19 protein-coding genes are annotated in these 24534 nt (G+C 71.6%); 11 read left to right on the forward strand and 8 right to left on the reverse strand.

Annotation, left to right across the window (positions count from 1 at the left end; all coding sequences use genetic code 11):
- Positions 1-273 precede the first annotated feature (273 nt).
- Positions 274-3423 (reverse strand): isoleucine--tRNA ligase, encoded by a 3150-nt coding sequence (ileS, locus tag ACFXOA_RS09945; protein WP_385024522.1) that lies wholly within the window; start codon positions 3421-3423, stop codon positions 274-276.
- Between the two features lie 576 nt (positions 3424-3999).
- Here ileS and ACFXOA_RS09950 point away from each other — a divergent pair.
- The 5 genes from ACFXOA_RS09950 (at position 4000) to ACFXOA_RS09970 (ending at position 9172) form a co-directional block, all read left to right on the forward strand.
- On the forward strand, positions 4000-4857 hold the full coding sequence (locus ACFXOA_RS09950; protein WP_385024524.1) for a TraR/DksA C4-type zinc finger protein: 858 nt from the start codon (positions 4000-4002) through the stop codon (positions 4855-4857).
- Positions 4858-5384: 527 nt separating this feature from the next.
- Positions 5385-5993, forward strand: coding sequence for a signal peptidase II (gene lspA / locus ACFXOA_RS09955; protein WP_385024526.1), 609 nt, complete (start codon positions 5385-5387; stop codon positions 5991-5993).
- Between the two features lie 70 nt (positions 5994-6063).
- Positions 6064-7005 carry an RluA family pseudouridine synthase gene (locus tag ACFXOA_RS09960; protein WP_385024528.1) on the forward strand — a complete coding sequence of 314 codons (942 nt, stop codon included), beginning with the start codon at positions 6064-6066 and terminating at the stop codon, positions 7003-7005.
- Positions 7002-7475: a GNAT family N-acetyltransferase gene (locus ACFXOA_RS09965; protein WP_385024530.1), complete on the forward strand. Its 474-nt coding sequence runs from the start codon at positions 7002-7004 to the stop codon at positions 7473-7475. The genes ACFXOA_RS09960 and ACFXOA_RS09965 overlap by 4 nt, the downstream gene beginning before the upstream one ends.
- 110 nt (positions 7476-7585) lie before the next feature.
- The gene (locus tag ACFXOA_RS09970) at positions 7586-9172 is read left to right on the forward strand and encodes a Na+/H+ antiporter (RefSeq protein WP_385024532.1); all 1587 of its coding nucleotides are present in this window, start codon (positions 7586-7588) and stop codon (positions 9170-9172) included.
- A gap of 76 nt (positions 9173-9248) precedes the next feature.
- On the opposite strand, the gene ACFXOA_RS09975 is transcribed toward ACFXOA_RS09970, so the two are convergent.
- Positions 9249-10394 carry a mechanosensitive ion channel family protein gene (locus ACFXOA_RS09975; RefSeq protein ID WP_385024534.1) on the reverse strand — a complete coding sequence of 382 codons (1146 nt, stop codon included), beginning with the start codon at positions 10392-10394 and terminating at the stop codon, positions 9249-9251.
- 37 nt (positions 10395-10431) lie between these two features.
- Here ACFXOA_RS09975 and ACFXOA_RS09980 point away from each other — a divergent pair, with 37 nt between their 5' ends.
- Positions 10432-11010, forward strand: coding sequence for a dienelactone hydrolase family protein (locus tag ACFXOA_RS09980; RefSeq protein WP_385024536.1), 579 nt, complete (start codon positions 10432-10434; stop codon positions 11008-11010).
- Positions 11011-11406: 396 nt separating this feature from the next.
- Here ACFXOA_RS09980 and ACFXOA_RS09985 read toward each other — a convergent pair whose 3' ends face one another.
- The 3 genes from ACFXOA_RS09985 to ACFXOA_RS09995 are packed head-to-tail and all read right to left on the reverse strand — an operon-like array spanning position 11407 to position 14383.
- A complete protein-coding gene (locus tag ACFXOA_RS09985; RefSeq protein ID WP_385024538.1) occupies positions 11407-12222 on the reverse strand; it encodes a DsbA family protein in 816 nt (271 codons plus the stop codon).
- A 49-nt stretch (positions 12223-12271) separates the two neighbouring features.
- Positions 12272-12997 carry a hypothetical protein gene (locus tag ACFXOA_RS09990; protein ID WP_385024540.1) on the reverse strand — a complete coding sequence of 242 codons (726 nt, stop codon included), beginning with the start codon at positions 12995-12997 and terminating at the stop codon, positions 12272-12274.
- Positions 12998-13057: 60 nt separating this feature from the next.
- Entirely contained in the window at positions 13058-14383 is a 1326-nt protein-coding gene (locus tag ACFXOA_RS09995) for a DUF2252 domain-containing protein (protein WP_385024542.1), read from the reverse strand.
- A gap of 213 nt (positions 14384-14596) precedes the next feature.
- On the opposite strand from ACFXOA_RS09995, the gene dnaE reads away from it, so the two are divergent.
- Complete coding sequence (dnaE, locus tag ACFXOA_RS10000; protein WP_385024544.1) at positions 14597-18136, forward strand: DNA polymerase III subunit alpha; 3540 nt, start codon at positions 14597-14599, stop codon at positions 18134-18136.
- Positions 18137-18213: 77 nt separating this feature from the next.
- Here the strand turns inward: dnaE and ACFXOA_RS10005 are convergent, their stop codons facing one another.
- A complete protein-coding gene (locus ACFXOA_RS10005; protein ID WP_385024546.1) occupies positions 18214-19428 on the reverse strand; it encodes an IS30 family transposase in 1215 nt (404 codons plus the stop codon).
- An 87-nt stretch (positions 19429-19515) separates the two neighbouring features.
- Positions 19516-19695, reverse strand: a complete 180-nt coding sequence (locus tag ACFXOA_RS10010) for a hypothetical protein (RefSeq protein WP_362665696.1) — start codon at positions 19693-19695, stop codon at positions 19516-19518.
- Between the two features lie 271 nt (positions 19696-19966).
- Here ACFXOA_RS10010 and ACFXOA_RS10015 point away from each other — a divergent pair, with 271 nt between their 5' ends.
- The 4 genes from ACFXOA_RS10015 to ACFXOA_RS10030 all read left to right on the forward strand — a co-directional run bounded on the left by ACFXOA_RS10015 (position 19967) and on the right by ACFXOA_RS10030 (position 23980).
- Positions 19967-21226, forward strand: coding sequence for an NYN domain-containing protein (locus tag ACFXOA_RS10015; protein ID WP_385024548.1), 1260 nt, complete (start codon positions 19967-19969; stop codon positions 21224-21226).
- Positions 21227-21344: 118 nt separating this feature from the next.
- Complete coding sequence (locus ACFXOA_RS10020; protein WP_385024764.1) at positions 21345-22328, forward strand: ABC transporter ATP-binding protein; 984 nt, start codon at positions 21345-21347, stop codon at positions 22326-22328.
- 55 nt (positions 22329-22383) lie between these two features.
- On the forward strand, positions 22384-23232 hold the full coding sequence (locus tag ACFXOA_RS10025) for an ABC transporter permease (RefSeq protein WP_385024550.1): 849 nt from the start codon (positions 22384-22386) through the stop codon (positions 23230-23232).
- A gap of 34 nt (positions 23233-23266) precedes the next feature.
- The gene (locus tag ACFXOA_RS10030) at positions 23267-23980 is read left to right on the forward strand and encodes an ABC transporter permease (protein ID WP_385024552.1); all 714 of its coding nucleotides are present in this window, start codon (positions 23267-23269) and stop codon (positions 23978-23980) included.
- Between the two features lie 49 nt (positions 23981-24029).
- On the opposite strand, the gene ybaK is transcribed toward ACFXOA_RS10030, so the two are convergent.
- Positions 24030-24530, reverse strand: coding sequence for a Cys-tRNA(Pro) deacylase (gene ybaK, locus ACFXOA_RS10035; RefSeq protein ID WP_385024554.1), 501 nt, complete (start codon positions 24528-24530; stop codon positions 24030-24032).
- Positions 24531-24534 lie beyond the last annotated feature (4 nt).

Below are 24534 nucleotides of genomic sequence, written 5' to 3' on the forward strand. Positions count from 1 at the left end.
GGGTGGAGGCGCGGAACCGAGCCTCCACCGAACGACAGGAGCCCGGCCGGAACATGTCCGGCCGGGCTCCCGCTGATGCGTACGGCAGGCGGCTCCGGAGTGCTCAGGTGCCCCTGCCGGCCGGCGGCCGGGGGAGACCGGGAAGGTCCGTCACACCCCGCCCCGCAGCTGCTCTGCTGCTGCGGGGCGCTGGAGCCCCACGGCTCTGCCCGGCGGCGGACGTGCCGCGGGGCCCGCCCTGGACGGACGGGCCCCGCGGCTGCCGGAGGCGGCTCAGCGCTCCGTCTTGCGGAGGCGGAAGGTGAGGGCCAGGCCCTCGTCCTCGAACGGCTCGCCGTACGTGTCGTCCGCCTCGCCCTGCGCGTAGTCCAGGGCCAGGACCTCGTCGGCGATGAGCGCCGCGTGCTCGGTCAGGGCAGCGGCCGTCTCCGGCGAGGCGGAGGTCCAGCGGACCGCGATCCGGTCCGCCACGTCCAGCCCGCTGTTCTTCCGGGCCTCCTGGATCAGCCGGATCGCGTCACGGGCCAGTCCGGCGGCCCGCAGCTCAGGGGTGATCTCCAGGTCCAGTGCGACCGTCGCACCCGAGTCGGACGCCACGGACCAGCCCTCGCGCGGGGTCTCCGTGACGATGACCTCGTCGGGGGCGAGGGTGACCAGCTCTCCCTCGACCTCGACCGAGGCGGTGCCCTCGCGCAGCGCCAGCGACAGCGCGGCCGCGTCGGCGTTCGCGACCGCCTTGGCGACCGCCTGGACACCCTTGCCGAACCGCTTGCCCAGTGCACGGAAGTTCGCCTTGGCCGTGGTGTCGACCAGCGAGCCGCCGACCTCCGAGAGCGAGGCCAGCGAGGAGACGTTCAGCTCCTCCGTGATCTGCGCGCGCAGCTCCGGCGTCAGAGCCTCGAAGCCGGTGACCCCGACCAGGGCCCGCGACAGCGGCTGCCGGGTCTTGACGCCCGACTCGGCCCGCGTCGCGCGGCCCAGCTCGACCAGGCGGCGCACCAGCGCCATCTGCGAGGAGAGCGCCGGGTCGATCGACGACGGGTCGGCCTTCGGCCAGGACGACAGGTGCACCGACTCCGGGGCGTCCGGGGTGACGGGGACGACCAGGTCCTGCCAGACCCGCTCGGTGATGAACGGGGTCAGCGGCGCCATCAGCCGGGTGACCGTCTCCACGACCTCGTGCAGGGTGCGCAGGGCGCCCTTGTCGCCCTGCCAGAACCGGCGCCGGGAGCGGCGGACGTACCAGTTCGACAGGTCGTCGACGAAGGCCGAGAGGAGCTTGCCGGCACGCTGGGTGTCGTAACCCTCCAGCGCCGTGGTGACCTCCTCCACCAGCGTGCCCAGCTCACCCAGCAGCCAGCGGTCCAGGACCGTGCGGTCGGCGGGCGCCGGGTCGGCCGCGGACGGCGCCCAGCCCGACGTGCGGGCGTACAGGGCCTGGAAGGCCACCGTGTTCCAGTACGTCAGGAGCGTCTTGCGGACGACCTCCTGGATCGTGCCGTGGCCGACCCGGCGGGCCGCCCAGGGGGAACCGCCCGCCGCCATGAACCAGCGGACCGCGTCGGCGCCGTGCTGGTCCATCAGCGGGATCGGCTGAAGGATGTTGCCCAGGTGCTTGGACATCTTCCTGCCGTCCTCGGCGAGGATGTGGCCCAGGCAGACCACGTTCTCGTACGAGGACTTGTCGAAGACCAGGGTGCCGACCGCCATCAGCGTGTAGAACCAGCCGCGGGTCTGGTCGATGGCCTCCGAGATGAACTGCGCCGGGTAGCGGCTCTCGAAGATCTCCTTGTTCTTGTAGGGGTAGCCCCACTGTGCGAACGGCATCGAACCCGAGTCGTACCAGGCGTCGATGACCTCCGGGACACGGGACGCCTCCAGGCCGCAGCCCTCGTGTGTGCAGGCGAACGTCACCGCGTCGATGAACGGGCGGTGCGGGTCCAGGTCCGACTGGTCGCTCCCGGTCAGCTCGGACAGCTCGGCGCGGGAGCCGACGCAGGTGAGGTGGCCCTCCTCGCAGCGCCAGATGGGCAGCGGGGTGCCCCAGTAGCGGTTGCGGGACAGCGCCCAGTCGACGTTGTTGTTCAGCCAGTCGCCGAAGCGGCCGTTCTTGACGGAGTCCGGGAACCAGTTGGTCTTCTCGTTCTCCTGGAGCAGCCGCTCCTTGACCGCCGTGGTGCGGATGTACCAGGACGGCTGCGCGTAGTAGAGCAGCGCCGTGTGGCAGCGCCAGCAGTGCGGGTAGCTGTGCTCGTAGGGGACGTGGCGGAAGAGCTTCCCCCGGGCGTCCAGGTCCTCGGTGAGAGCCTCGTCGGCCTTCTTGAAGAACACCCCGCCGACCAGCGGCAGGCCCTCCTCGAAGGTGCCGTCGGGGCGCACCGGGTTGACCACGGGCAGACCGTACGAGCGGCAGACGAGGAGGTCGTCGGCGCCGAAGGCGGGGGACTGGTGGACCAGACCCGTACCGTCCTCGGTGGTGACGTACTCGGCGTTGACGACGAAGTGCGCCTCGCTCGGGAACTCGATGAGCTGGAAGGGGCGTTCGTACGTCCAGCGCTCCATCTCCCGGCCGGTGAAGGTCTCACCGGTGAGCTCCCAGCCCTCGCCGAGCGCCTTCTCGACCAGGGGCCGCGCCACGACCAGCTTCTCCGTGCCGTCGGTCGCGACGACGTAACTGACGTCGGGGTGCGCGGCGACGGCGGTGTTGGAGACGAGCGTCCAGGGGGTCGTCGTCCAGACCAGCAGGGCCGCCACGCCGGCCAGCGGGCCGCTCGTCAGCGGGAAGCGGACGAACACCGAGGGGTCGACGACCGTCTCGTACCCCTGGGCCAGCTCGTGGTCGGAGAGTCCGGTTCCGCAGCGCGGGCACCAGGGGGCGACGCGGTGGTCCTGGACCAGCAGGTCCTTGGCGAAGATCTGCTTCAGGGACCACCAGACGGAGTCGACGTACTCCGGGTCCATCGTGCGGTAGGCGTCGTCGAGGTCGACCCAGTACCCCATGCGGGTCGTGAGCTCGGCGAAGGCGTCGGTGTGCCGGGTCACGGACTCACGGCACTTCGCGTTGAACTCCGCGATGCCGTACGCCTCGATGTCCTTCTTGCCGTTGAAGCCCAGCTCCTTCTCCACCGCGAGCTCGACGGGGAGGCCGTGGCAGTCCCAGCCGGCCTTGCGGCCGACGTGGTAGCCCTGCATGGTGCGGAAGCGCGGGAAGACGTCCTTGAAGACGCGGGCCTCGATGTGGTGGGCACCGGGCATGCCGTTGGCGGTCGGCGGGCCCTCGTAGAAGACCCACTCCGGGCGGCCCTCGGACTGTTCGAGGCTCTTGGCGAAGACCTTGCCGTCACGCCAGAAGTCGAGCACGGCGTGCTCGAGGGCGGGCAGGTCGACCTGGGCGGGTACCTGGCGGTACTGCGGCGATGTCATGTGCGGGCTTCCTCCGGCGGACGTCTTCCACTTCCGTCGGAGGGACGAGAACCGGATCGGATCCCGCGGTACCACCCTCCTTGGCCCCGGGAGTACACCCTGAGCCCCCTCATTGGGGTCGCGAAGCCGGTTCTAGTCGCCTCGGGGGCCCGTGGGCGCGGCCCACTGTCCCGAGCTTTCTTCCGGCGGCTCCGGGGTGATCTTCACGACGCGCTCGCCCCCGGGCTCGCACCGTCCCCGGGTCGCTCCTGGCTGCGTACGACGCTACTCGTCCCATCCATGCCTCTCGCTGCGGCCAGTGTACGGGCCCTCACGGGTGACGGCCGACCGAATTCCGCCCGCGCCGGGCGCCGGCGCCGTGCACCCGAATGGCCAGTCGGTACCGAAGCGGTCCCGAGGGGCGCGCACGGGCGGATTACCGGGCGGGGAGCTGGGCACAACGGTTGGAGGCGCGCCACTGTCCTGCCGCGGGGAGGGGCGAACCGGCGGCGTGCCCCGTTGCCGCGGGGCTGGGGTCGATTTATCGTCCCAGCACGATTCGCGTGCAAGATCACAATATGTGAAGGGGCCGCGGCCATGGTGGCGAAGAAGAGCGCCGTACCGGCGTCCGAAGGATCCACGGCTGCGGCTGCCGGGGAGGGGAGCGGGGGCGCCGGCGGGGAGGCCGGGCCGGAGACGGACGGCGGCGAGCAGGCGGGCGCCACCGCGAGGAAGGCCGCGAAGAAGACGGCCAGGAAGCGGGCCGCGTCGAAGAGGGCCGCGTCGGACTCCGCTGACCCGGAGGTGGCAGGCGGGGAGTCGTCCGGTCACGGGTCCGCGGGGAAGAGCACCTCGAAGAAGAGCACCGCCAAGAAGAGCACGACGAAGAAGAGCGCAGCCGAGAAGGCGTCGAAGAAGGCCACGGGGGCGGCCCAGGCCGCCGAGGAGACAGGAGCCCACACGGTGGTAGCCAAGAAGAGCGCGGCCCGGACCACGGCGGCGGGAGAGGGCGCCGCGACCGCGGTCCCCCCTGCCCGGGCAGGGGTCGCGACAGCACCCGGGGACCTCGCGGTCAGGCCCGGGGAGGATCCCTGGACCCCGGAGGAGGTGGAGGAGGCCCGGACCGAGCTGGCCGGCGAGGCCCTCAGACTCCGTGCCGAGCTCGAGGCGTCCGGGGCGGCTCTGGCGGGACTGATGCGGGACTCCGGTGACGGGGCCGGCGACGACGACGCCGACACGGGCACCAAGAACATCACCCGCGAGCACGAGCTGTCCCTGGCCGCGCACGCCCAGGAGACGCTCGACCAGACCGAGCGCGCGCTCGCCCGGCTCGACGCGGGGACCTACGGGCTCTGCGAGGTCTGCGGCAAGCCGATCGGGAAGGCGCGTATGCAGGCCTTCCCCCGGGCGACGCTCTGCGTGGAGGACAAGCAGAAGCAGGAACGGCGCGGCTGAGCGCCGCAGGCGGGCCTCCGGGCCCGTGAGGGCCGCGAGCGCCCGCGCGGCTGAGAGCGGGCCGGCGGCCTCCGGCGGAGATCACGGGCCGGCCACGACGGGCCGGGCCGTAAAGGAGGCGGTCCGCTCCTCGTGCGGCCGGGGCGCGGGGCGCACCGGCCGGGCCCGGCGTCCTGCGGCGTTCGGCGTTCCGGCCGAGCCGGGGGCGTGGCGTTCCGGTCCACCGAGACGGACTCGGCGTCCCGGCGCCCGGCCGGAGCCTCCCGGCACCTGGCCGGGCGTCCCGGCACCGGGCTCGGCGTCCCGGCTCCGGGCTCGGCGTCCCGGCTCCGGGCTCGGCGTCCCGGCTCCGGGCCCGGCGTCCCGGCGCCCGGCCGGGGCCTCCCGGCCATTCGGTAACCCGGGGTCCCTGTCCTCCCGGCCGGGTCTCCCGGGACTCCGGGCGGCCGGTCCGGGCCTGGGGCCCCCGTTCAGCCGGGTGTGTCGTACCCTCGTCCTCAGTCAGGCACCTAGGTTGAGGGACTCACGTGGCAGAGGCGGAGCGCATCATCGGTACGCCGGATATCCCCGATGCCGAAGGGGCTGACGGGCCCGAGGGCGGGCAGCCCGCCGAGGGCCGGGGCCCGGCCGGCGGCGAGCCGGCCGGACGGGGCAGGAAGAAGATCCTGGTACTCCTCGGGGTGGCCGTGCTGGCCTACCTCCTCGACCTGGTCAGCAAGATGATCGTGGTCGCGAAACTGGAGCACGAGGAACCCGTCGAGATCCTCGGCGACTGGCTGAAGTTCGACGCGATCCGCAACGCCGGTGCCGCCTTCGGGATCGGCGAGGCGTTCACGGTGATCTTCACCGCCATCGCGGCCGTGGTGATCGTCGTCATCGTCCGGCTGGCCCGCAAGCTCTACAGCCTTCCCTGGGCCATCGCCCTGGGGCTGCTGCTCGGCGGGGCGCTCGGAAACCTCACCGACCGGATCTTCCGCGCGCCGGGCGTCTTCAAGGGCGCGGTGGTGGACTTCATCGCCCCAGCGCACTTCGCCGTCTTCAACCTCGCCGACTCCGCCATCGTGTGCGGCGGAATCCTCATCGTGATCCTCTCGTTCAAGGGCCTGGACCCCGACGGCACCGTCCACAAGGACTGAGGGCCGCTGCCGTGACCGGAAAGGCAAACCTCCGGTCACGGCACCGACGGGCGCAAGGCATACTCGACTGGTGAGTACGTATCCCGAGGTCCGCACCCTGCCCGTACCCGACGGTCTGGAGGGCGAGCGCGTCGACGCCGCCATCTCCCGGATGTTCGGCTTCTCCCGCACGAAGGCCGCCGAGCTGGCCGCCGCCGGGAAGGTCCAGGTGGACGGCGCGGTCGCCGGGAAGTCCGAGCGGGTGCACGGTGGCGCCTGGCTGGAGGTGGAGATGCCTCAGGCACCCGCTCCGGTCCAGATCGTCGCCGAGCCCGTCGAGGGCATGGAGATCGTCCACGACGACGACGACATCGTGGTCATCATGAAGCCGGTCGGCGTGGCCGCCCACCCGAGCCCCGGCTGGACCGGCACCACCGTGATCGGCGGCCTCGCCGCGGCCGGCTACCGCATCTCCACCTCGGGTGCGGCCGAACGCCAGGGCATCGTGCACCGGCTGGACGTCGGCACCTCCGGCCTGATGGTCGTCGCCAAGTCCGAGCGGGCGTACACCCTGCTCAAGGCGCAGTTCCGCGACCGGGTGGTCGAGAAGAAGTACCACGCGCTGGTCCAGGGCCACCCCGACCCGATGAGCGGCACCATCGACGCACCGATCGGCCGCCACCCGCAGCACGACTACAAGTGGGCCGTCACCGCCGAGGGCAAGCCCTCCGTCACCCACTACGACCTCATCGAGGCCTACCGGGCGGCCAGCCTGCTCGACATCAAGCTGGAGACCGGCCGCACCCACCAGATCCGGGTGCACATGTCGGCCCACCGCCACCCCTGCGTCGGTGACCTCACCTACGGCGCCGACCCGACGATGGCCAAGCGCCTCGGCCTGACCCGGCAGTGGCTCCACGCGGTCCGTCTCGGCTTCGAGCACCCGGCCGACGGCGGCTGGGTCGAATTCGCCAGCGACTACCCCGACGACCTGCGCCACGCCCTCGACACCATCTCCGCGGAGAGCCAGTGACCGCCGCCACCCCGTACAGCACCCGCAGGGCACTCGACGAGGGCGACCGCGCCGCCTGCTTCCAGGTCCGCAAGGACGTCTTCGTCGGTGAGCAGGGGGTCCCGGAGGACATCGAGTACGACGCGCTCGACGCCACGGCCGTGCACGTCCTGGCCGTGGCCGCGGACGGCACACCGCTCGGCACCGGCCGCCTGCTGCACGGCGAGGAGGCCGGGGACCGCACCGGCGGTGACCTCACCGTCGGCTCGCTCGGCAGGCTCGCGGTCACCAAGGCGGCCCGCGGCCTCGGGGTCGGCGCCGCGCTGGTCCGCGCCATCGAGGAGGAAGCGCGGGGGCTGGGCCTCGCCGCCGTCGACCTGCACGCCCAGACCCACGCCCTCGGCTTCTACGAGCGGCTCGGATACGCCGCGTACGGCCCCGAGTTCCCGGACGCCGGGATTCCGCACCGGTCGATGCGCCGGGTCCTCTGACCACGCGGCACGCAGGGGGTGGCGGAACGCCACCGGCCCGGCGTGGCAGGCTGGGGGCCCCGGCCCGCTGATCGGCGGGACCGGTCCCGGCGCGGTTGGGACGGCACCACGTGGACCAGATGGCACTCCTGCTCCTGCTTCTCCTCGGAGCGGTGGTCACGGTGCCACTGGGGGAACGGCTCGGTCTCCCCGCGCCCGTCCTCATGACGCTCGCCGGGATCGGGATGGCCTTCGCCGACTTCGTGCCCGACGTCGACATCCCGCCGGAGATCATCCTCCCCGCACTGCTGCCCCCGCTGCTCTACGCCTCCGTGCAGCGCACCTCCTGGCGGCAGTTCGCGGCCAACAAGCGGCCCATCTTCCTGCTGGCGGTCGCCCTCGTCTTCGTCACGACGGCGGCCGTCGCGGCGGTCGCCGACGCGATCGTCCCCGGGCTGCCCATCGCCGCGGCCGTGGCGCTCGGGGCGCTCGTGGCCCCGCCCGACCCCGTCGCGGCCACGGCGGTCGCCGGGTCGCTCGGACTTCCCCGCCGGCTCGTCTCCATCCTGGAGGGGGAGGGGCTGTTCAACGACGTCACGGCGATCGTCCTGTACCACGTGGCGATCGCCGCCGCCGTGAGCGGCACCTTCTCGCTCCCGGAGGCGTTCGGGCTGCTCGTGCTCTCCGCTGTCGTCGCCGTGGTGGTCGGGCTGGTGCTCGGCTGGCTCACCATCAAACTCATGGGGCTGCTGGGCGACGCGACCCTCCAGGTCGGACTGACCCTCCTGGTGCCCTTCGTCAGCTACGTGCTGGCCGAGGAACTCTGGGGCTCGGGCGTGCTCGCCGTCCTCACCACCGCGCTCTTCCTCGCCGAGCACACCGCCGACGCCGACGACGTCCTCGGCAGGCTCGCCGGCCGGTCCTTCTGGGAGATCGTCGACACCCTGGTGACCGGAGTCGCCTTCGGTCTCATCGGGCTCGAACTCCACAGCGTCTTCGGCACGGCCGACGGCCGCGAACTGGAACTGCTGGGCTGGGGGCTCGCGATCGTCGGGGTCGTCGTCGGCGCACGCCTGCTGTGGCTGCTGCCCGCCACCTGGCTGGCCACCCGGCTCCACAAGCGCCGGGACTACGACGAGGAGATCCCCACCGACTGGCGTGAGACCACCGTCATGTGGTGGGCGGGGATGCGGGGCGTGGCCTCCGTGGCGCTCGCCCTGGCGATCCCCCTGGAGACCGACGACGGGAAGCCGTTCCCCGGGCGGGACGAGATCGTCTTCATCGCCTTCGCCGTCGTCATGGCCACCCTCGTCGTCCAGGGGCTCACGCTGCCGTGGCTGGTGCGGAAGCTCGGCGTCAGGGCCGACACCGACGCCGAACAGGCCCTGGAACGAACCCTCGCGATCCGGGCGGCCAAGGCGGCCAGGAAGCGCCTCAAGGAGATCGAGGAGGCCGAGGACTTCCCCGAGGAGGTTCAGGAGCGGCTGCAGCGGGCCGCCTACGACATCGGGGCCCGGATCAGCCCGGACATGGTCGACGAGGAGCGGCGGGAGGCGTACACCCAGCGGGCCGAACGGATCAGGACCTTCGGCCGCGTGCAGCGGGAACTCCTCTCCGCCGCCCGCCACGCGGTGCTCTCGGCGCGCAGCGAACCCGGCTCCGACCCGGAGGTCGTGGACCGGGTGCTGCGCAACCTGGACATGCGCAGCCTGCGCTGACGGGAGCCGTCGGGCGAAGGCCGCGCTGTGACGCGCCCCGTGGGCGCAGGCCGCGCCGGGCGGTCTCCCGGAGGTCTCAGCCGCGGCCCGTACGGGGGGCCTTGTCCATCTCGGGCCTCTGCCCGTTCGCCGAAGGGCTCCTGCGCGGGGAGGCGCCCGTCAGCTCCGGCCAGTGGTCGCCCGGTGTGAGCGCGGCCGGCGCGGTCAGTACACGGGGCAGTGCGTACGGGTGCTCGTCCCGGAGCCAGCCGATCATCTGCTCCCGCACCGCGCACCGGGCGGTCCAGATGTCGTCGGCGTCCTTCGCGGTGACCACCGCGCGCACCTCGATCGTCGTCGGGGTGGTGTCCGTCACGGCCAGGGACCAGGTCCGGCCGTCCCACGCCGCGCACTCGCCCAGGATCTCCCGCATCCGCTCCCGCATCGCGGCGATCGGCGCCGAGTGGTCCAGCTGGAAGTAGACGGTGCCGGTCATCTGGGCCCCGCCGCGCGACCAGTTCTCGAACGGCCGGCTGGTGAAGTACGACACGGGCATCGTGATCCGCCGCTCGTCCCAGGTGCGTACGGCGAGGAAGGTCAGCGTGATCTCCTCCACCGTGCCCCACTCGCCGTCCACCACGACCGTGTCACCGATGCGCACCATGTCGCCGAAGGCGATCTGGAACCCGGCGAAGAGGTTGCCGAGCGTCGACTGGGCCGCGACACCGGCGACGATGCCGACCACACCGGCCGACGCGAGCATCGAGGTACCGACCGTGCGCATCTCGGGGAAGGTGAGCAGCATCGCGGCGATCGCCACGGTCGCGACCACGAAGGTGACCACGCGCTGGATCAGGGTGACCTGCGTCCTGACCCGGCGTACACGCGCCGCGTCCCGGGAGGCCGAGGCGTAGCGGGCGTACGACGACTCCACCACCGTCGCCGCGACGCGCAGGACCAGCCAGGCCGAGGCGGCGATCAGCACCAGGGTGAGGGCCTGGCCGATCACGGCGCGGTGGTCCTTGACCGGGTCCACACGGATCTGGGTGAAGGTCGCCCTCAGCAGCGCCGTGCAGAACACCACCTGAAGGGGTGGCCGGCAGCGGCGCAGGAGGCCCCACAGCGGGGTCTCGTGGTGCCGGCTGTCGGCGCGCCGCAGCAGCAGGTCGACCACCCAGCCCAGGACCAGGGTGATCACCACCGAACCGCCCACCACCAGCAGCGGCCGCAGTATGTTCTCCATTCCGTCGTCCTCCAAGAGTCTGGGCGCGCCTGGCACCATGGACCGCATGAACATCATGCTCTTCCACTCGACCTACGGTCTGCGGCCGGCCGTGCACGCGTCGGCGGACCGGCTGCGCGCAGCCGGCCACGAGGTGCGCGTGCCCGATCTCTTCGAGGGTCACACCTTCGAGACGGTCGAGGAGGGAATGGCCTTCCAGGAGGAGATCGGCAAGGACGAGCTGCTCAAGCGGGCGGTGCTGGCCGCGGCCCCCTACTCGGACCAGGGGCTCGTCTACGCCGGTTTCTCCCTGGGCGCGTCGATCGCGCAGACGCTCGCCCTCGGTGACGCCAAGGCGCGAGGGCTGCTGCTCCTGCACGGCACGTCGGACCTGGCCCCGAACGTCACGGTGGACGAACTGCCCGTGCAGCTGCACGTCGCGGACCCCGACGCGTTCGAGTCCGGCGACTGGCTGAACAGCTGGTACCTCCAGATGCAGCGGACCGGCGCCGACGTCGAGATCTACCGCTACCCCGGTGCCGGGCACCTCTACACCGACGCGGACCTGCCCGACTTCGACCAGGCCGCCGCCGACCTGACGTGGAAGGTCGCGCTGGGCTTCCTCGCCACCCTGTAGCCGCCCCGGAGCCCCGAAGCCGCCCGGAGCCCCGCACCAGGCCGCGCGGGCCCGGCTGGGGAAGGGCTCAGCGCCCCGGGGCGTCGGCTCGTTCGACCGTCCGGGTGCCGCCCCGCGGGTCCGGTAGGGGCGTACCCACGACCGGGCCCCGTTCCGGTCCGACCCGTCCGGGACCGCTCTCGCCCGGCCGCGGGCCACCACCCTCGTGACGGGCGGGGCCGACGGGCGGGCGAGACCCACGGGCGGGTAGGACCGACGGGCGGGCGAGACCCACGGGCGGGTAAAACCGACGGGGCGGGCGAACAAAGGAAGTTCGCCCGCCCCGTCGGTCTCGAGGCGCCGTGGGCTCCACCGGCCGCACCCGAGGGGCGCGGTGCTCCGGTCCACCCGCGCCGGTCAGCCCTTCAGGGCCTTGGTGATCGCCGTGTTGAACTCGGCCACCGTCATGGGCGCGTTCTCGCTGCCCTCCGCGGTCACCTTCTTGCCGTCCATCTTGAGGGTCGGCGTGCCCTGGACCCCGCTCTTGTCGAAGGTCTTGGACATCTTGACCGCCCAGGCGTCGTACGTGCCGTCCTCGACGGCCTTCTGGAACGCCTTGTTGCCCTTGAGCGCGTCCACCGAGTCGGCGACCTCGATCAGGTAGCTGTCCTTGGCGAACTTGTCGTCGGTCTCCTCGGGGTGGTACTTCGCCGAGTAGAGGGCCGTCTTGTACTGCAGGAAGGCCTCGGGGCTCACGTCGAGTGCCGCGCCCAGCGCGCTCAGGGCGTTCTTGGAGCCCTCACCGCTGTCCGAGTTGTCGATGAAGGTGGCACCGACGTACTTGATCTTGTACTTGCCGGACTCGACGTCCTCGGCCACCGTCTCGCCGACCGTCTGCTCGAAGGTCGCGCAGATCGGGCAGCGCGAGTCCTCGTACAGCTCCAGCGTCTTCTTGGCACTGTCCTTGCCGATCACGACGGTGGTGCCGTCGGTGCCCGAGGTGTTCTTCGGGGCGGTGACGTTCTTCGCGTCGGCCGCCGCCTCCCAGGCGGACGGCTTGTTCAGCTGCATCACGCCGTAGCTGACACCGCCGGCGATCGCGAGGACGGCGACCACCGAGACGCCGACGACGATCTGCTTGCGTGCCTTGTCCTTCTTCGCCTGGCGCTCGCGCTCGACGCGCAGCCGCTCACGTGCGGCGGACTTGTTGGCCTGGCTGTTGCGCTTGCTCATGGGGGTGCTCCGTAAAGGGGGATGCTCGAAAACAGGGGGTGCCGCGGACTCAGACAGGGCTGAGTGCCGAGCGCGGCGGACCCCTCCGCCCCACGGAGTGCACCGGGAAACGGGCCGGCGCGAGCGGGCGCGGGCCACCCGCACCCCGGCCGCCGGGCCGCGTGGGCCGTCGCATCGCACCGACCGCGGTGACGGCGACCAGCAGCGGACGGAAGGCGACCGCCGCCGCCGCCCGCAGCAGCGCCGCGAGCGCGGACTCCCCTCGCCGCAGCCACGCCGCGGCCAGCAGGCCCACCGTCACGTGCGCGGCCAGCAGCAGCCACGGCACGGCGGGCCCGGGGGCGGCCAGCAGAGCGGCGGCGCGATCCCCGCCGGTGGTCACACCGGCCAGCGGTGTGCCGACGGCCGCGACACCGGAGAGCCCCTCGGGGCCGTGGCCCGCCTCGCCCCCGCAGAGCACATCGACGCCCACGGAGCGCAGCGGACCCGCGATCGGGCCGCCGGCCGCGCCGTAGCAGAGGTGCTGGCCGGTCGTGAACACGGTGTCGGCGGCCAGCTCCAGCGGGACCAGCAGCCCCGCGATCGCCCCGAAACCGCGCTCCCGGCCCGCCAGCGCGTACGCCACGGCGAAGACGGCCCCCGCCAGTAGCGCGACCACGGAAAGCGGCAGCGGGACCCGCGAGAGCAGCACATGGGAGGCGGACGAGAGCGTGACGACGAGCGCGGTGAACAGCGCCGCGCGTACCGCTCTGATCCGGGTCCCTGATACGTCCATCGCCGCAGAGTGTGCCATGTGTTCCTGTAAGGGGTCCTTAAGGAGCCCGCCGGTCCGCCGCTACAGCCCCGGGATCCGGCCGTTGCGGAAGAGGTCCACGAAGATCTGGTGGTCGGCACGGGCACGCGCGCCGTAGCTGTGGGCGAAGTCCACCAGCAGATCCGCGAAGCCCTCCTCGTCGGCCGCGACGGCCGCGTCGATGGCGCGCTCGGTCGAGAACGGCACCAGGGAGTGCCCGCTCTCGTCGTCCGCCGCCGAGTGCATCGTCGCCGTGGCTCTGCCGAGGTCGGCGACCACGGCGGCGATCTCCTCCGGCTCGTCGATGTCCGACCAGTCCAGATCGACCGCGTACGGGGAGACCTCGGCGACCAGCTGCCCGGCACCGTCCAGCTCCGTCCAGCCGAGCCACGGGTCGGCGTGCGCCTGCAGGGCGCGCTGCGAGATCACCGTGCGGTGGCCCTCGTGCTGGAAGTACTCCCGCACGGCGGAGTCGGTGACGTGCCGGGAGACCGCCGGGGTCTGCGCCTGCTTGACGTAGATCACCACGTCGTTCTCCAGGGCGTCGCTGTTGCCCTCCAGGAGGATGTTGTACGAGGGCAGGCCCGCCGACCCGATACCGATGCCCCGGCGGCCCACGACGTCCTTCACCCGGTACGAGTCGGGCCGGGCGAGGCTCGACTCGGGCAGCGTCTCCAGATAGCCGTCGAACGCCGCCAGGACCTTGTAGCGGGTCGCCGCGTCCAGGTCGATCGCCCCGCCGCCCGCGCTGAAGCGCCGCTCGAAGTCCCGGATCTCCGTCATCGAGTCCAGCAGCCCGAAGCGGGTCAGCGACCTCGCGACCCGCAGCGCGCCGAGCAGCGGGCCCTCGGCGGTGTCCAGCGTGAACGGGGGCACCTCGTCGTTCTTGGCGCCCGTCGCCAGGGCGTGGATCCGCTCGCGGTAGGCCGCCGCGTAGACCCGGACGAGCTCGGTGATCTGGTCGTCTCCCAGCGCCTTGGAGTACCCGATGAGCGCGACCGAGGCCGCGAAGCGCTTGAGGTCCCAGGTGAAGGGGCCGACGAACGCCTCGTCGAAGTCGTTGACGTTGAACACCAGACGGCCGTTGGCGTCCATGTACGTGCCGAAGTTCTCGGCGTGCAGGTCGCCGTGGATCCAGACCCGGCTGGTCCGCTCGTCCAGGTAGGGGCCGGCGTGCTGCTCGCGGTCCAGATCGGCGTAGAACAGGGCGGCCGAGCCCCGGTAGAACGCGAAGGCGGAACCCGCCATCTTGCGGAACTTCACGCGGAAGGCCGCGGGGTCGGCGGCGAGGAGCCGGCCGAAGGCGGTGTCGAAGACCTCGAGAATCTGCTCCCCGCGCTGTTCCGCGCCGGTCCGGGTGTCCGACATCGCTGGCTGCCTCCTGGTGCGTGGGCGTTCATGACAAAAGGGACGGGGGTCCCCGCCCTTCCAACGCGTGACCGTACCCCGGAGTGCCCGCCGTCCGGGACCGCGGAGACGTAGACTTCCACGCTGTCCCCCCGACCGTTCACCCGCCGTCCGTCACCCCTCGCTCAGGGGCCCCGCGCCACACCGATCACCTACTCCCGGAGGCACAGCGCCGTGACCAAGCCGCCCTTCACGCACCTGCACGTCCACACCCAGTACTCGCTGCTGGACGGTGCCGCGCGGCTCAAGGACATGTTCGAGGCGGCCAACACGATGGGCATGTCGCACATCGCGATGACCGACCACGGCAACCTCCACGGCGCCTACGACTTCTTCCACTCGGCCAAGAAGGCCGGTGTGACGCCGATCATCGGGATCGAGGCGTACGTCGCGCCCGAGTCCCGCAAGCACAAGCGGAAGATCCAGTGGGGGCAGCCGCACCAGAAGCGCGACGACGTCTCGGGTTCCGGCGGTTACACCCACAAGACGATCTGGGCGGCGAACAACACGGGACTGCACAACCTCTTCAAGCTCTCCTCCGACGCCTACGCCGAGGGCTGGCTCCAGAAGTGGCCGCGCATGGACAAGGAGACCATCTCCCAGTGGTCCGAGGGCCTGATCGCGTCCACCGGCTGCCCCTCGGGTGAGCTGCAGACCCGGCTGCGCCTCGGCCAGTTCGACGAGGCGGTCAAGGCGGCCTCCGAGTACCAGGACATCTTCGGCAAGGACCGGTACTTCCTGGAGCTGATGGACCACGGCATCGACATCGAGCGCCGGGTCCGAGACGACCTCCTGCGGGTCGGCAAGAAGCTCGGCATCCCCCCCCTCGTGACGAACGACTCGCACTACACCTACGCCCACGAGGCGACCGCGCACGACGCGCTGCTCTGCATCCAGACCGGAAAGAACCTCTCCGACCCGGACCGCTTCCGCTTCGACGGCACCGGCTACTACCTCAAGACGACGGACGAGATGTACGCCGTCGACTCCTCCGACGCCTGGCAGGAGGGCTGTGCGAACACCCTCCTGGTCGCGCAGCAGATCGACACCGCAGGCATGTTCGAGAAGCGCGACCTGATGCCGAAGTTCGAGATCCCGGACGGCTTCACCGAGGTCACCTGGTTCCAGGAGGAGGTCAGGGTCGGCATGGGCCGCCGCTACCCGGACGGCGTCCCCGAGGACCGGCAGAAGCAGGCCGAGTACGAGATGGACATCATCATCCAGATGGGGTTCCCCGGGTACTTCCTCGTCGTCGCCGACTTCATCATGTGGGCCAAGAACAACGGCATCGCGGTCGGCCCCGGCCGGGGCTCCGCGGCCGGCTCGATTGTCGCGTACGCCATGGGCATCACCGACCTCGACCCGATCACCCACGGGCTGATCTTCGAGCGCTTCCTCAACCCCGAGCGCGTCTCCATGCCCGACGTCGACATCGACTTCGACGAGCGCAGGCGCGTCGAGGTGATCCGGTACGTCACCGAGAAGTACGGCGCCGACAAGGTCGCCATGATCGGCACCTACGGAAAGATCAAGGCCAAGAACGCGATCAAGGACTCCGCGCGCGTCCTGGGCTACCCCTACGCGATGGGCGACCGCCTCACCAAGGCCATGCCCGCCGACGTCCTCGGCAAGGGCATCGACCTCAGCGGCATCACCGACCCCAAGCACCCGCGGTACAGCGAGGCCGGCGAGATCCGGGGGATGTACGAGAACGAGCCCGACGTCCAGAAGGTCATCGACACCGCCAAGGGCGTCGAGGGCCTCGTCCGTCAGATGGGTGTTCACGCGGCCGGCGTGATCATGTCCAGCGAGCCCATCGTCGACCACGCGCCCGTCTGGGTCCGGCACACCGACGGCGTCACCATCACGCAGTGGGACTACCCCCAGTGCGAGTCGCTCGGCCTGCTGAAGATGGACTTCCTCGGCCTGCGCAACCTGACGATCATGGACGACGCCATCAAGATGGTGAAGGCCAACAAGGGCATCGACCTGGAGATGCTCGCCCTGCCGCTGGACGACCCCAAGACGTACGAACTCCTCTGCCGCGGCGACACCCTCGGCGTGTTCCAGTTCGACGGCGGCCCCATGCGCTCGCTGCTGCGCCAGATGCAGCCCGACAACTTCGAGGACATCTCCGCCGTCTCGGCCCTCTACCGGCCGGGCCCGATGGGCATGAACTCCCACACGAACTACGCCGAGCGCAAGAACGGCCGCCAGGAGATCACCCCGATCCACCCGGAGCTGGAGGAGCCCCTCAAGGAGACGCTCGGCCTGACCTACGGCCTCATCGTCTACCAGGAGCAGGTCCAGAAGGCCGCCCAGATCATCGCCGGGTACTCCCTCGGCGAGGCCGACATCCTGCGCCGCGTGATGGGCAAGAAGAAGCCCGAGGAGCTCGCGAAGAACTTCGTGCTCTTCCAGGCGGGCGCCAAGAAGAACGGCTACTCCGACGCGGCGATCCAGGCGCTCTGGGACGTGCTGGTCCCCTTCGCGGGATACGCCTTCAACAAGGCGCACTCCTCCGCGTACGGCCTGGTCACCTACTGGACCGCCTACCTCAAGGCGAACTACCCCGCCGAGTACATGGCCGCCCTGCTGACCTCCGTCAAGGACGACAAGGACAAGTCCGCGGTCTACCTCAACGAATGCCGGCGCATGGGCATCAAGGTGCTCCCGCCGAACGTCAACGAGTCCGAGTCGAACTTCGCCGCCCAGGGCGACGACGTGATCCTCTTCGGCCTGACCGCCGTCCGCAACGTCGGGCAGAACGTCGTGGACTCGATCATCAGGTGCCGCAAGGCCAAGGGGAAGTACTCCACGTTCCCCGACTTCCTCGACAAGGTCGAGGCGGTCGTCTGCAACAAGCGCACCATCGAGTCGCTCATCAAGGCCGGAGCCTTCGACGAGATGGGGCACACCCGCAAGGGGCTGGTCGCCCACCACGAACCCATGATCGACAACGTGGTGCAGGTCAAGCGCAAGGAGGCCGAGGGGCAGTTCGACCTCTTCGGCGGCATGGGCGACGAGGCGAGCGACGAGCCGGGCTTCGGCCTCGACGTGGAGTTCTCCGACATCGAGTGGGAGAAGTCCTACCTGCTCGCCCAGGAGCGCGAGATGCTCGGCCTGTACGTCTCCGACCACCCGCTCTTCGGGCTGGAGCACGTCCTGTCCGACAAGTCGGACGCCGCGATCTCCCAGCTCACCGGCGGAGAGCACGCCGACGGGGCGATCGTCACCGTGGGCGGCATCATCTCCGGCCTCCAGCGCAAGATGACCAAGCAGGGCAACGCCTGGGCCATCGCGACCGTGGAGGACCTCGCCGGGTCCATCGAGTGCATGTTCTTCCCCGCGACCTACCAGCTGGTCTCCACCCAGCTCGTCGAGGACACCGTCGTCTTCGTCAAGGGACGCCTCGACAAGCGCGAGGACGTGCCGCGCCTGGTCGCCATGGAGATGCAGGTCCCCGACATCTCCAACGCCGGGTCGAACGCGCCCGTCGTCCTGACCATCCCCACGGTCCGGGTCACCCCGCCCATGGTCAGCCGGCTCGGTGAGGTCCTCAGCAACCACCGGGGCGACACCGAGGTGCGCATCAGGCTCCAGGGGCCCCGCAAGACCACCGTGCTCCGGCTCGACCGGCACCGCGTCAAGCCGGACCCCGCGCTCTTCGGTGACCTGAAGGTGCTGCTCGGCCCGTCCTGCCTGGCCGGCTGAGACCTCGGCACACCCACGAGAAGGGCGCCCTGCCGACGGCGGTTTCCAGGGGTCGTCGCAACACGTGGTCGTGTTGATCAGGCCGCGAGGAGTTTATGCAGGCGCTCGGCTGGGGTTTCCCAGCCGAGCGTTTTGCGTGGGCGGCGGTTGAGCTGGTCGGCGACTGCGGCCAGGTGCTCCGGGGGATGGGTCGACAGATCGGTGCCCTTGGGGAAGTACTGCCGCAGCAGGCCGTTGGTGTTCTCGTTCGAGCCGCGCTGCCAGGGGCTCGCGGGGTCGCAGAAGTAGACCGGGACGTCGGTGGCGATGGTGAACTCGTGATGGCGTCCCATCTCGCTGCCCTGGTCCCAGGTCAGCGAGCGCTTGAGGTGTTCGGGCAGAGTCTGGACGGTGGCCGTCAGGGCACCGAGGACGGCCTCGGCTCCGTGGTCGCCCGGCAGGTGCAGGAGCAGCACGTAGCGGGTGGACCGTTCGACCAGCGTGCCGATGGCGGACTTGCCGTCCTTGCCGATGATCAGGTCGCCTTCCCAATGCCCCGGGACTGCCCTGTCCTCAGCCTCGGCGGGGCGTTCGCTGATCATGACCATCGGGGTGGCGAAGCGGGGCTGACGGGAGTTGGCCTGCCGGCGGGGCTTGCGGCGGGCGCGGCCCGTGCGCAGGGCGGCGGCGAGTTCGCGTCGCAGCTGCCCCCGGCCCTGGACGTAGAGCGCCTGGTAGACGGTCTCGTGGACCACGTGCATCTCCGGCCGGTCGGGGAACCTTGCCCGCAGAGCCTGGCATATCTGCTCCGGACTCCACTTCTCGTCCAGCATCCCCTGGACCACATCCCGTAGTTCCGGGGTGTCGTTGATCTTCCGGAGCTTGGGGCGCGGCCGGCGGGCATCCGCGCGGGCCTGAGCCGCGTGCGGCCGGTAAGCGCCGCTGCCCGGATGCCGGTTGCGCCGTATTTCGCGGCTGATGGTGGAGGGGCTGCGGCCGAGTTCGGCGGCGATCGTGCGCACCGTGGCCTTCTCACGCAGCCGGTCGGCGATGTGGATGCGGTCGCTCTCACGCAGGAACCGGGACGGAGCGGAGGGCGGCACCACCGTGTGGATCGGTGGTGCCGCCCTCTGCCTGCGGTCGGCGCTGCGGCCGTTACGCCATTTCTGGCCGGTCCGTCTGTTGATCCCGACGATCCGGCACGCTTCCCGGTTGCTCACGCCCTGCTGCACGAGCCGGGAGTATGCCTCCCGCTCCCGGCTCAGCTTCACAGGCCCCTGAGCCGTCCGGATCTTACGGATCTCGAAGTCCATTGCATCCCCTGAACTGGGGTGTTGCAACGACTCCTAGAACCCAAGGACGGCGGGGCGCCCTTCTCGGCCTGTCGGCCCTGCGAACCGTCAGTTGTGGCCGAAGCGCTTCTGGTGCTTGCGCGCCACGTCGGCCGGGCTGCCCTGCGCCTGCGACTGCGCCTGGGTCTGCGACTCGTACGCCGCCGACTTCGCATCCTCGGTGCCGCGCTCCGCGGCGGACGCGCGGTCGCGCTGGCTGCCCTGCTTGCGGTTCTTGTTCTTCGCCATCGTCATGCCTCCTGTGGGAGATCTGGGGGTCCAGAACCGCTGTCAGACTCACATAGCACCACAAAGGACGCATGTTGGATCATTACGGAGCGTAGTAGGCGAGGTATCATGCGCCGCTTCCGGATCCGCCACGCCGATGATCGAGTTCCGGACCTTAACGCCGTTGCCGTCGGGCAGACTCGAAGGAAACCCTGAGTAAGCGAACCAGGGTCGGCGGGCTCACCCCCCTGTCCGGATCCGCCGATCCGCTCCGCTCCCGAACTGGAAGAGGGTGGAACGCGTGGACCGTTGCGTCGTCCTGGTGGACGCCGGCTACTTGCTGGGCGCAGCCGCGAGTCTGCTGGCCGGAGAGCCCGCCCGTTCCCGCATCACCGTCGACCACGCGGCCCTGATCCAGGGCCTGCGCGAGCGCGCCGAGGCCGACACGCAACAGCCCCTGCTGCGCATCTACTGGTTCGACGGCGCCCCCGACCGTGTGCCCCAGCCCGAGCACCGCAGGCTCCGGGTCATGCCCAGGGTGACCGTACGGCTGGGAGCCCTCACCCGCAGTGACGGGAGGTGGGCCCAGAAGGGCGTGGACGCGGCCATGCACGCGGAACTGACCGAGCTGGCCAGGAACAGGGCCTGCTCCGACGTGGTGCTCGTGACCGGCGACGGAGACCTGCTGCCCGGCCTGATGTCCGCCAAGGAACACGGCGTCGCCGTGCACCTGTGGGCCGTCCAGGCCGCGGACGGCGACTACAACCAGTCCGAGGACCTGGTCGCCGAGGCCGACGAACGGCGGGTCCTCGACCGGGCCTGGATCACCAAGGCCGTACGTGCCAAGGAGACCGGCGGTGTGTGCGCCCCCGCGCCCGTCACCCGGCCCGAGATCGCCGCGATCCTCTCCGCCCCCCTGCCCGAGGCCGCGCTCGCCGCCTCGGCGGAACGGGCCTCCGAGGCCCAGGCGGCCGCCCGCAACGGCGCCACCCGCACGCCGGCCCCCGAGGAGGCCCCGCACCCTCATCCGGCACCCGGCCACAAGGGCGTCCCGACCCCCAAAGACCTGGCGAGCCTGCGCGCCCCCGGCGACCGGGCGGCGCAGCACACCCCCCAGCCGCCCGCCGCCAACGCCACACTGCGCTGGTCCTCCGACAAGGGCTGGGTCGAACGCGGCGGCCCCCTCGGCGAACCGGCGGAGACCGCATCCCTGCCCACCCTGGCGCAGCTCACCAGCGCGGAACAGCGGTGGGCGGACCGCGAGGAGGACATCACCACCGTCGGCGGCGACCCCTTCGAGGTCGGCCAGGTCTTCGCCCGGCGGTGGCTGGAACGCCTCCCGGAGACCGTCCACCTGCAGAAGCTGTCCACCATGTACCCCCGGATCCCGCACCGCATCGACGGAGAACTGCTGAGGTACGCCGCGCGCTTCGGTCTGCTCGCCCACAAGGACGACCAGATCGACGAGCACGACCGCTACGCCATCAGGGCGGGGTTCTGGCGGGAGATCGACGTACGGGCCGCCGCCGAGCACGTGCCCGCCGGGGAGTGAGCGGGGCGGCACTGCCCGGACCCGGGCGCAATACGGGGCATCCGACCCCGTAGTCTCATACCTCGTGAGTACGGGCACAGCACAGGCTACGGACACGGCACAGGCGCGGACCGAGACCGTGTGCGCGGTGCGTGACCTGGTCAAGACCTACCCCGCCGTCCGCGGTCGGCGCGGCCGCGCGGCCACCCCCGAGGTGCGGGCCACCGACGGGGTACGCCTCGACGTCCGGCGCGGCGAGATCTTCGGGCTGCTCGGCCCCAACGGGGCGGGCAAGTCCACCCTCGTACGCCAGCTCACCGGCCTGATGCGCCCCGACTCCGGGAGCGTCGAGGTACTGGGGCACGACCTCGTACGCCACCCGGAACGCGCCTCCCGGCTCATCGGCTACCTCGGGCAGGAGTCCACCGCGCTCGACGAGCTGACCGTGTCCCTCGCCGCGGAGACCACCGGGCGGCTGAGGGGCCTGCCCGTGCGGGAGGCACGGGCAGCGCGTGACGAGGTGCTGGAGGAGCTCGGCCTCACCGGGCTCGCCGCGCGCCCGCTGAACAAGCTGTCCGGCGGACAGCGCCGGCTGGCCTGCTTCGCCACGGCGCTGGTCGGTGAACGCCCCCTGCTGGTGCTGGACGAGCCGACGACCGGCATGGACCCCGTCGCCCGGCGCTCGGTGTGGTCCGCCGTCGACCGGCGCAGGGCCGAACTCGGCACCACGGTGCTGCTCGTCACCCACAACGTCATCGAGGCCGAGACGGTCCTGGACCGGGTGGCCGTCATGGAGCGCGGCGCGGTCATCGCCTGCGACACCCCGGCCGGGCTCAAGGCCCGGGTGGCCGGTGAGGTCAGGGTCGAGCTGGTGTGGCGCGAGCGCGCCCCCCTGGAGGTCCCGGAGGTCGCCGCGCTCCGCGGCTCCGCGCGGGAGTCGGGGCGTACCTGGGTGCTGCGGCTCGGCCCGGACGAGGCACGTGCCGCGGTCGCCGCGGTGACCGGCGGGGCGGCGTTCTCCTCGCTCGACGACTTCACGCTGGCCACGCCCAGCCTCGAGGACGTCTACCTCGCCCTCGGCGGGGACGCCGCCAGGGCTGCCGAGGGACTGGTGAAGGCGTGATCAGGACGGTGAAGGTGCCGGGATTCGTATCGGAGTCGGACGGGGGCGCCGCAAGGTGACGAGCATCGTTCCCACGGAGGTCGTGCAGGTGTCCGAGACGAAGGCGCGGACCTCCGCCGTCCCCGGCGGTCCGCCCGCCCGGACGGTCCCGGCCGCCCTGGCGCCGCGCGCCGGACTGCTGCCCTCGCTGGCCGCCGTCTACCGGGCGCAGCTGTCGCGGGCGAGGGTCGCCCGCATCCCGCTGCTGTTCGTGGCGACCTTCCAGTCCGTAGGGATCATGGTCCTGATGCGCGGGGTCGTCGACGGCGGCTCCGAGGCGCGGGCCGTCGTGGCCGGTTCAAGCGTGCTGGTCGTGGCCTTCGTCGCGCTCAACCTGCTGGCCCAGTACTTCGGCCGGCTCCGGGCCGACGGCGGACTCGACCACTACGCCACACTGCCGGTGCCTCCCGCGGCGGTCGTGCTGGGAGCCGCGGGCGCGTACGCCTCCTTCACCGTGCCCGGCACGATCGTCACCGCGGTCGCGGGGAGCGCGCTGTTCGGGCTGCCCATGACGCACCTGTGGGTGCTCGTCGCGGTCATCCCGCTGTCCGGGGCCGCGCTGTCCGGGCTGGGCGCCGCGCTCGGCCTGCTGGCGCCCCGGCAGGAACTGGCGACGCTGCTGGGGCAGCTGGGCATGTCTGCCGCCCTCCTGCTGGGCGTGCTGCCCGCCGAGCGGCTTCCCGGACCCGTGGGGTGGGCTCGCGACCTGCTGCCCTCCACCTACGGGGTCGAGGCGCTGTCCCGGTCCTTCGACGCCCACCCCGACTGGGCGGTCGTGGCGCTCGACCTCGCGGTCTGCGCGGCGGTCGGGGTGCTGTCGCTCGCCGCGGCCACCTGGGCCTACCGCCGCGCGGCGGTCCGGTGAAGCGGCGCCGTCCCGGGCCTGGCACGATGGCACCGTGACCGCACCGTTGACGCCGCCGCACCAGCCCCAGCCGAACGACCCGTGGCAGGCCACGCCCTCCGGGTCGCATGCCGTGCCCGGAGGCCGGCCGGGCGACGAGCGGCGCACGGAGATCAGACAGGGCGCGGTGATCGCCGTGCTGCTGACGGCCGCGGGGCTCGCGCTCGGCCTGCTCTGGCTCTGGCTGGCGCCCAGGGTCCCTCTCGTCTCCGACGACACCGCCGTGTTCCTCAAGAACAGCGAGAGCGAGGACGCCATCGGGGCCGACGGCACCTTCGTCCTGCTCGGACTCGCCTTCGGTCTGGTCACCGGCGCCGCGGTCTTCCTCTTCCGCAGGCGCGGAGGCATTCCCCTGGTGGTCGGGCTCGCCCTGGGCGGGATCCTGGGCTCGCTGCTCGCGTGGGGGATCGGCACCTGGTTCGGCCCGACCTCGGACGTGGTGGCCCACGCCAAGGAGGTCGGGAAGGGCGTCACCTTCGACGCGCCGCTGGAACTGCACGCGGTGGGGGCGGCGATCCTCGCCTGGCCCGTCGCGGCCATGATCGCCCATCTCGGCCTGACCGCACTGTTCGGGCCGCGGGACCCCGAGCCGGAGTGGGAGGTCCACCACGGGGCGCCGTACGACTCGGGGCAGCAGACCCCGCACCCCGGGCCCGAGGGCGCCGGCGGGTACCCGGGGTGGCCGGACAAGGGCCAGGGGAACTCCTGACCCCAGGCCCTCCCGGGGCCGCCGGCCGGGAACACCGGCGGCAGGTCTCTCAGGCGCGGCCGATGGGGGCGAGGGAAGCCCCGGTCAGGGCGGCGAGATCGGCGGGCGAGAGCTCGACCTCCAGGCCCCGGCGGCCCGCCGAGACGCACACCGTCGCATGCGACCCGGCCGAGGCGTCCAGCACCGTCCGCAGGCGCTTGCGCTGTCCGAGCGGGGAGATCCCGCCCCTCACGTAGCCCGTGGTGCGTTCGGCCGCGGCCGGATCGGCCATCGCCGCCCGCTTGCCGCCGACCGCCGAGGCGAGGGCCTTCAGGTCCAGCGAACCCGCGACGGGCACCACGGCCACGACCAGCTCGCCGTCGACCTCGGCGACCAGGGTCTTGAACACCCGGTCCGGGGAGACCCCGAGGGCCTCGGCCGCCTCCTCCCCGTAGGACGGGGACGCGGGATCGTGCTCGTAGGCGTGGACGGTGAACTCGGTCCCGGCCGCACTCAGCGCGACCGTGGCCGGGGTTCCGCCGGACTGCTGCTTCCTGGACTTCTTCGCCACCGGG

This window comes from Streptomyces sp. NPDC059166, from assembly GCF_042755185.1.
GTDB lineage: Bacteria > Actinomycetota > Actinomycetes > Streptomycetales > Streptomycetaceae > Streptomyces.

What these genes read in the sequence shown, in the direction of transcription:
- ileS (WP_385024522.1), bottom strand. Translation starts at nt 3,423, where the DNA reads ATGACATCGCCGCAGTACCGCCAGGTACCCGCCCAGGTCGACCTGCCC.
- ACFXOA_RS09950 (WP_385024524.1), top strand. Translation starts at nt 4,000, where the DNA reads ATGGTGGCGAAGAAGAGCGCCGTACCGGCGTCCGAAGGATCCACGGCT.
- ACFXOA_RS09975 (WP_385024534.1), bottom strand. Translation starts at nt 10,394, where the DNA reads ATGGAGAACATACTGCGGCCGCTGCTGGTGGTGGGCGGTTCGGTGGTG.
- ACFXOA_RS09980 (WP_385024536.1), top strand. Translation starts at nt 10,432, where the DNA reads ATGGACCGCATGAACATCATGCTCTTCCACTCGACCTACGGTCTGCGG.
- ACFXOA_RS09985 (WP_385024538.1), bottom strand. Translation starts at nt 12,222, where the DNA reads ATGAGCAAGCGCAACAGCCAGGCCAACAAGTCCGCCGCACGTGAGCGG.
- ACFXOA_RS09990 (WP_385024540.1), bottom strand. Translation starts at nt 12,997, where the DNA reads ATGGACGTATCAGGGACCCGGATCAGAGCGGTACGCGCGGCGCTGTTC.
- ACFXOA_RS09995 (WP_385024542.1), bottom strand. Translation starts at nt 14,383, where the DNA reads ATGTCGGACACCCGGACCGGCGCGGAACAGCGCGGGGAGCAGATTCTC.
- ACFXOA_RS10005 (WP_385024546.1), bottom strand. Translation starts at nt 19,428, where the DNA reads ATGGACTTCGAGATCCGTAAGATCCGGACGGCTCAGGGGCCTGTGAAG.
- ACFXOA_RS10010 (WP_362665696.1), bottom strand. Translation starts at nt 19,695, where the DNA reads ATGGCGAAGAACAAGAACCGCAAGCAGGGCAGCCAGCGCGACCGCGCG.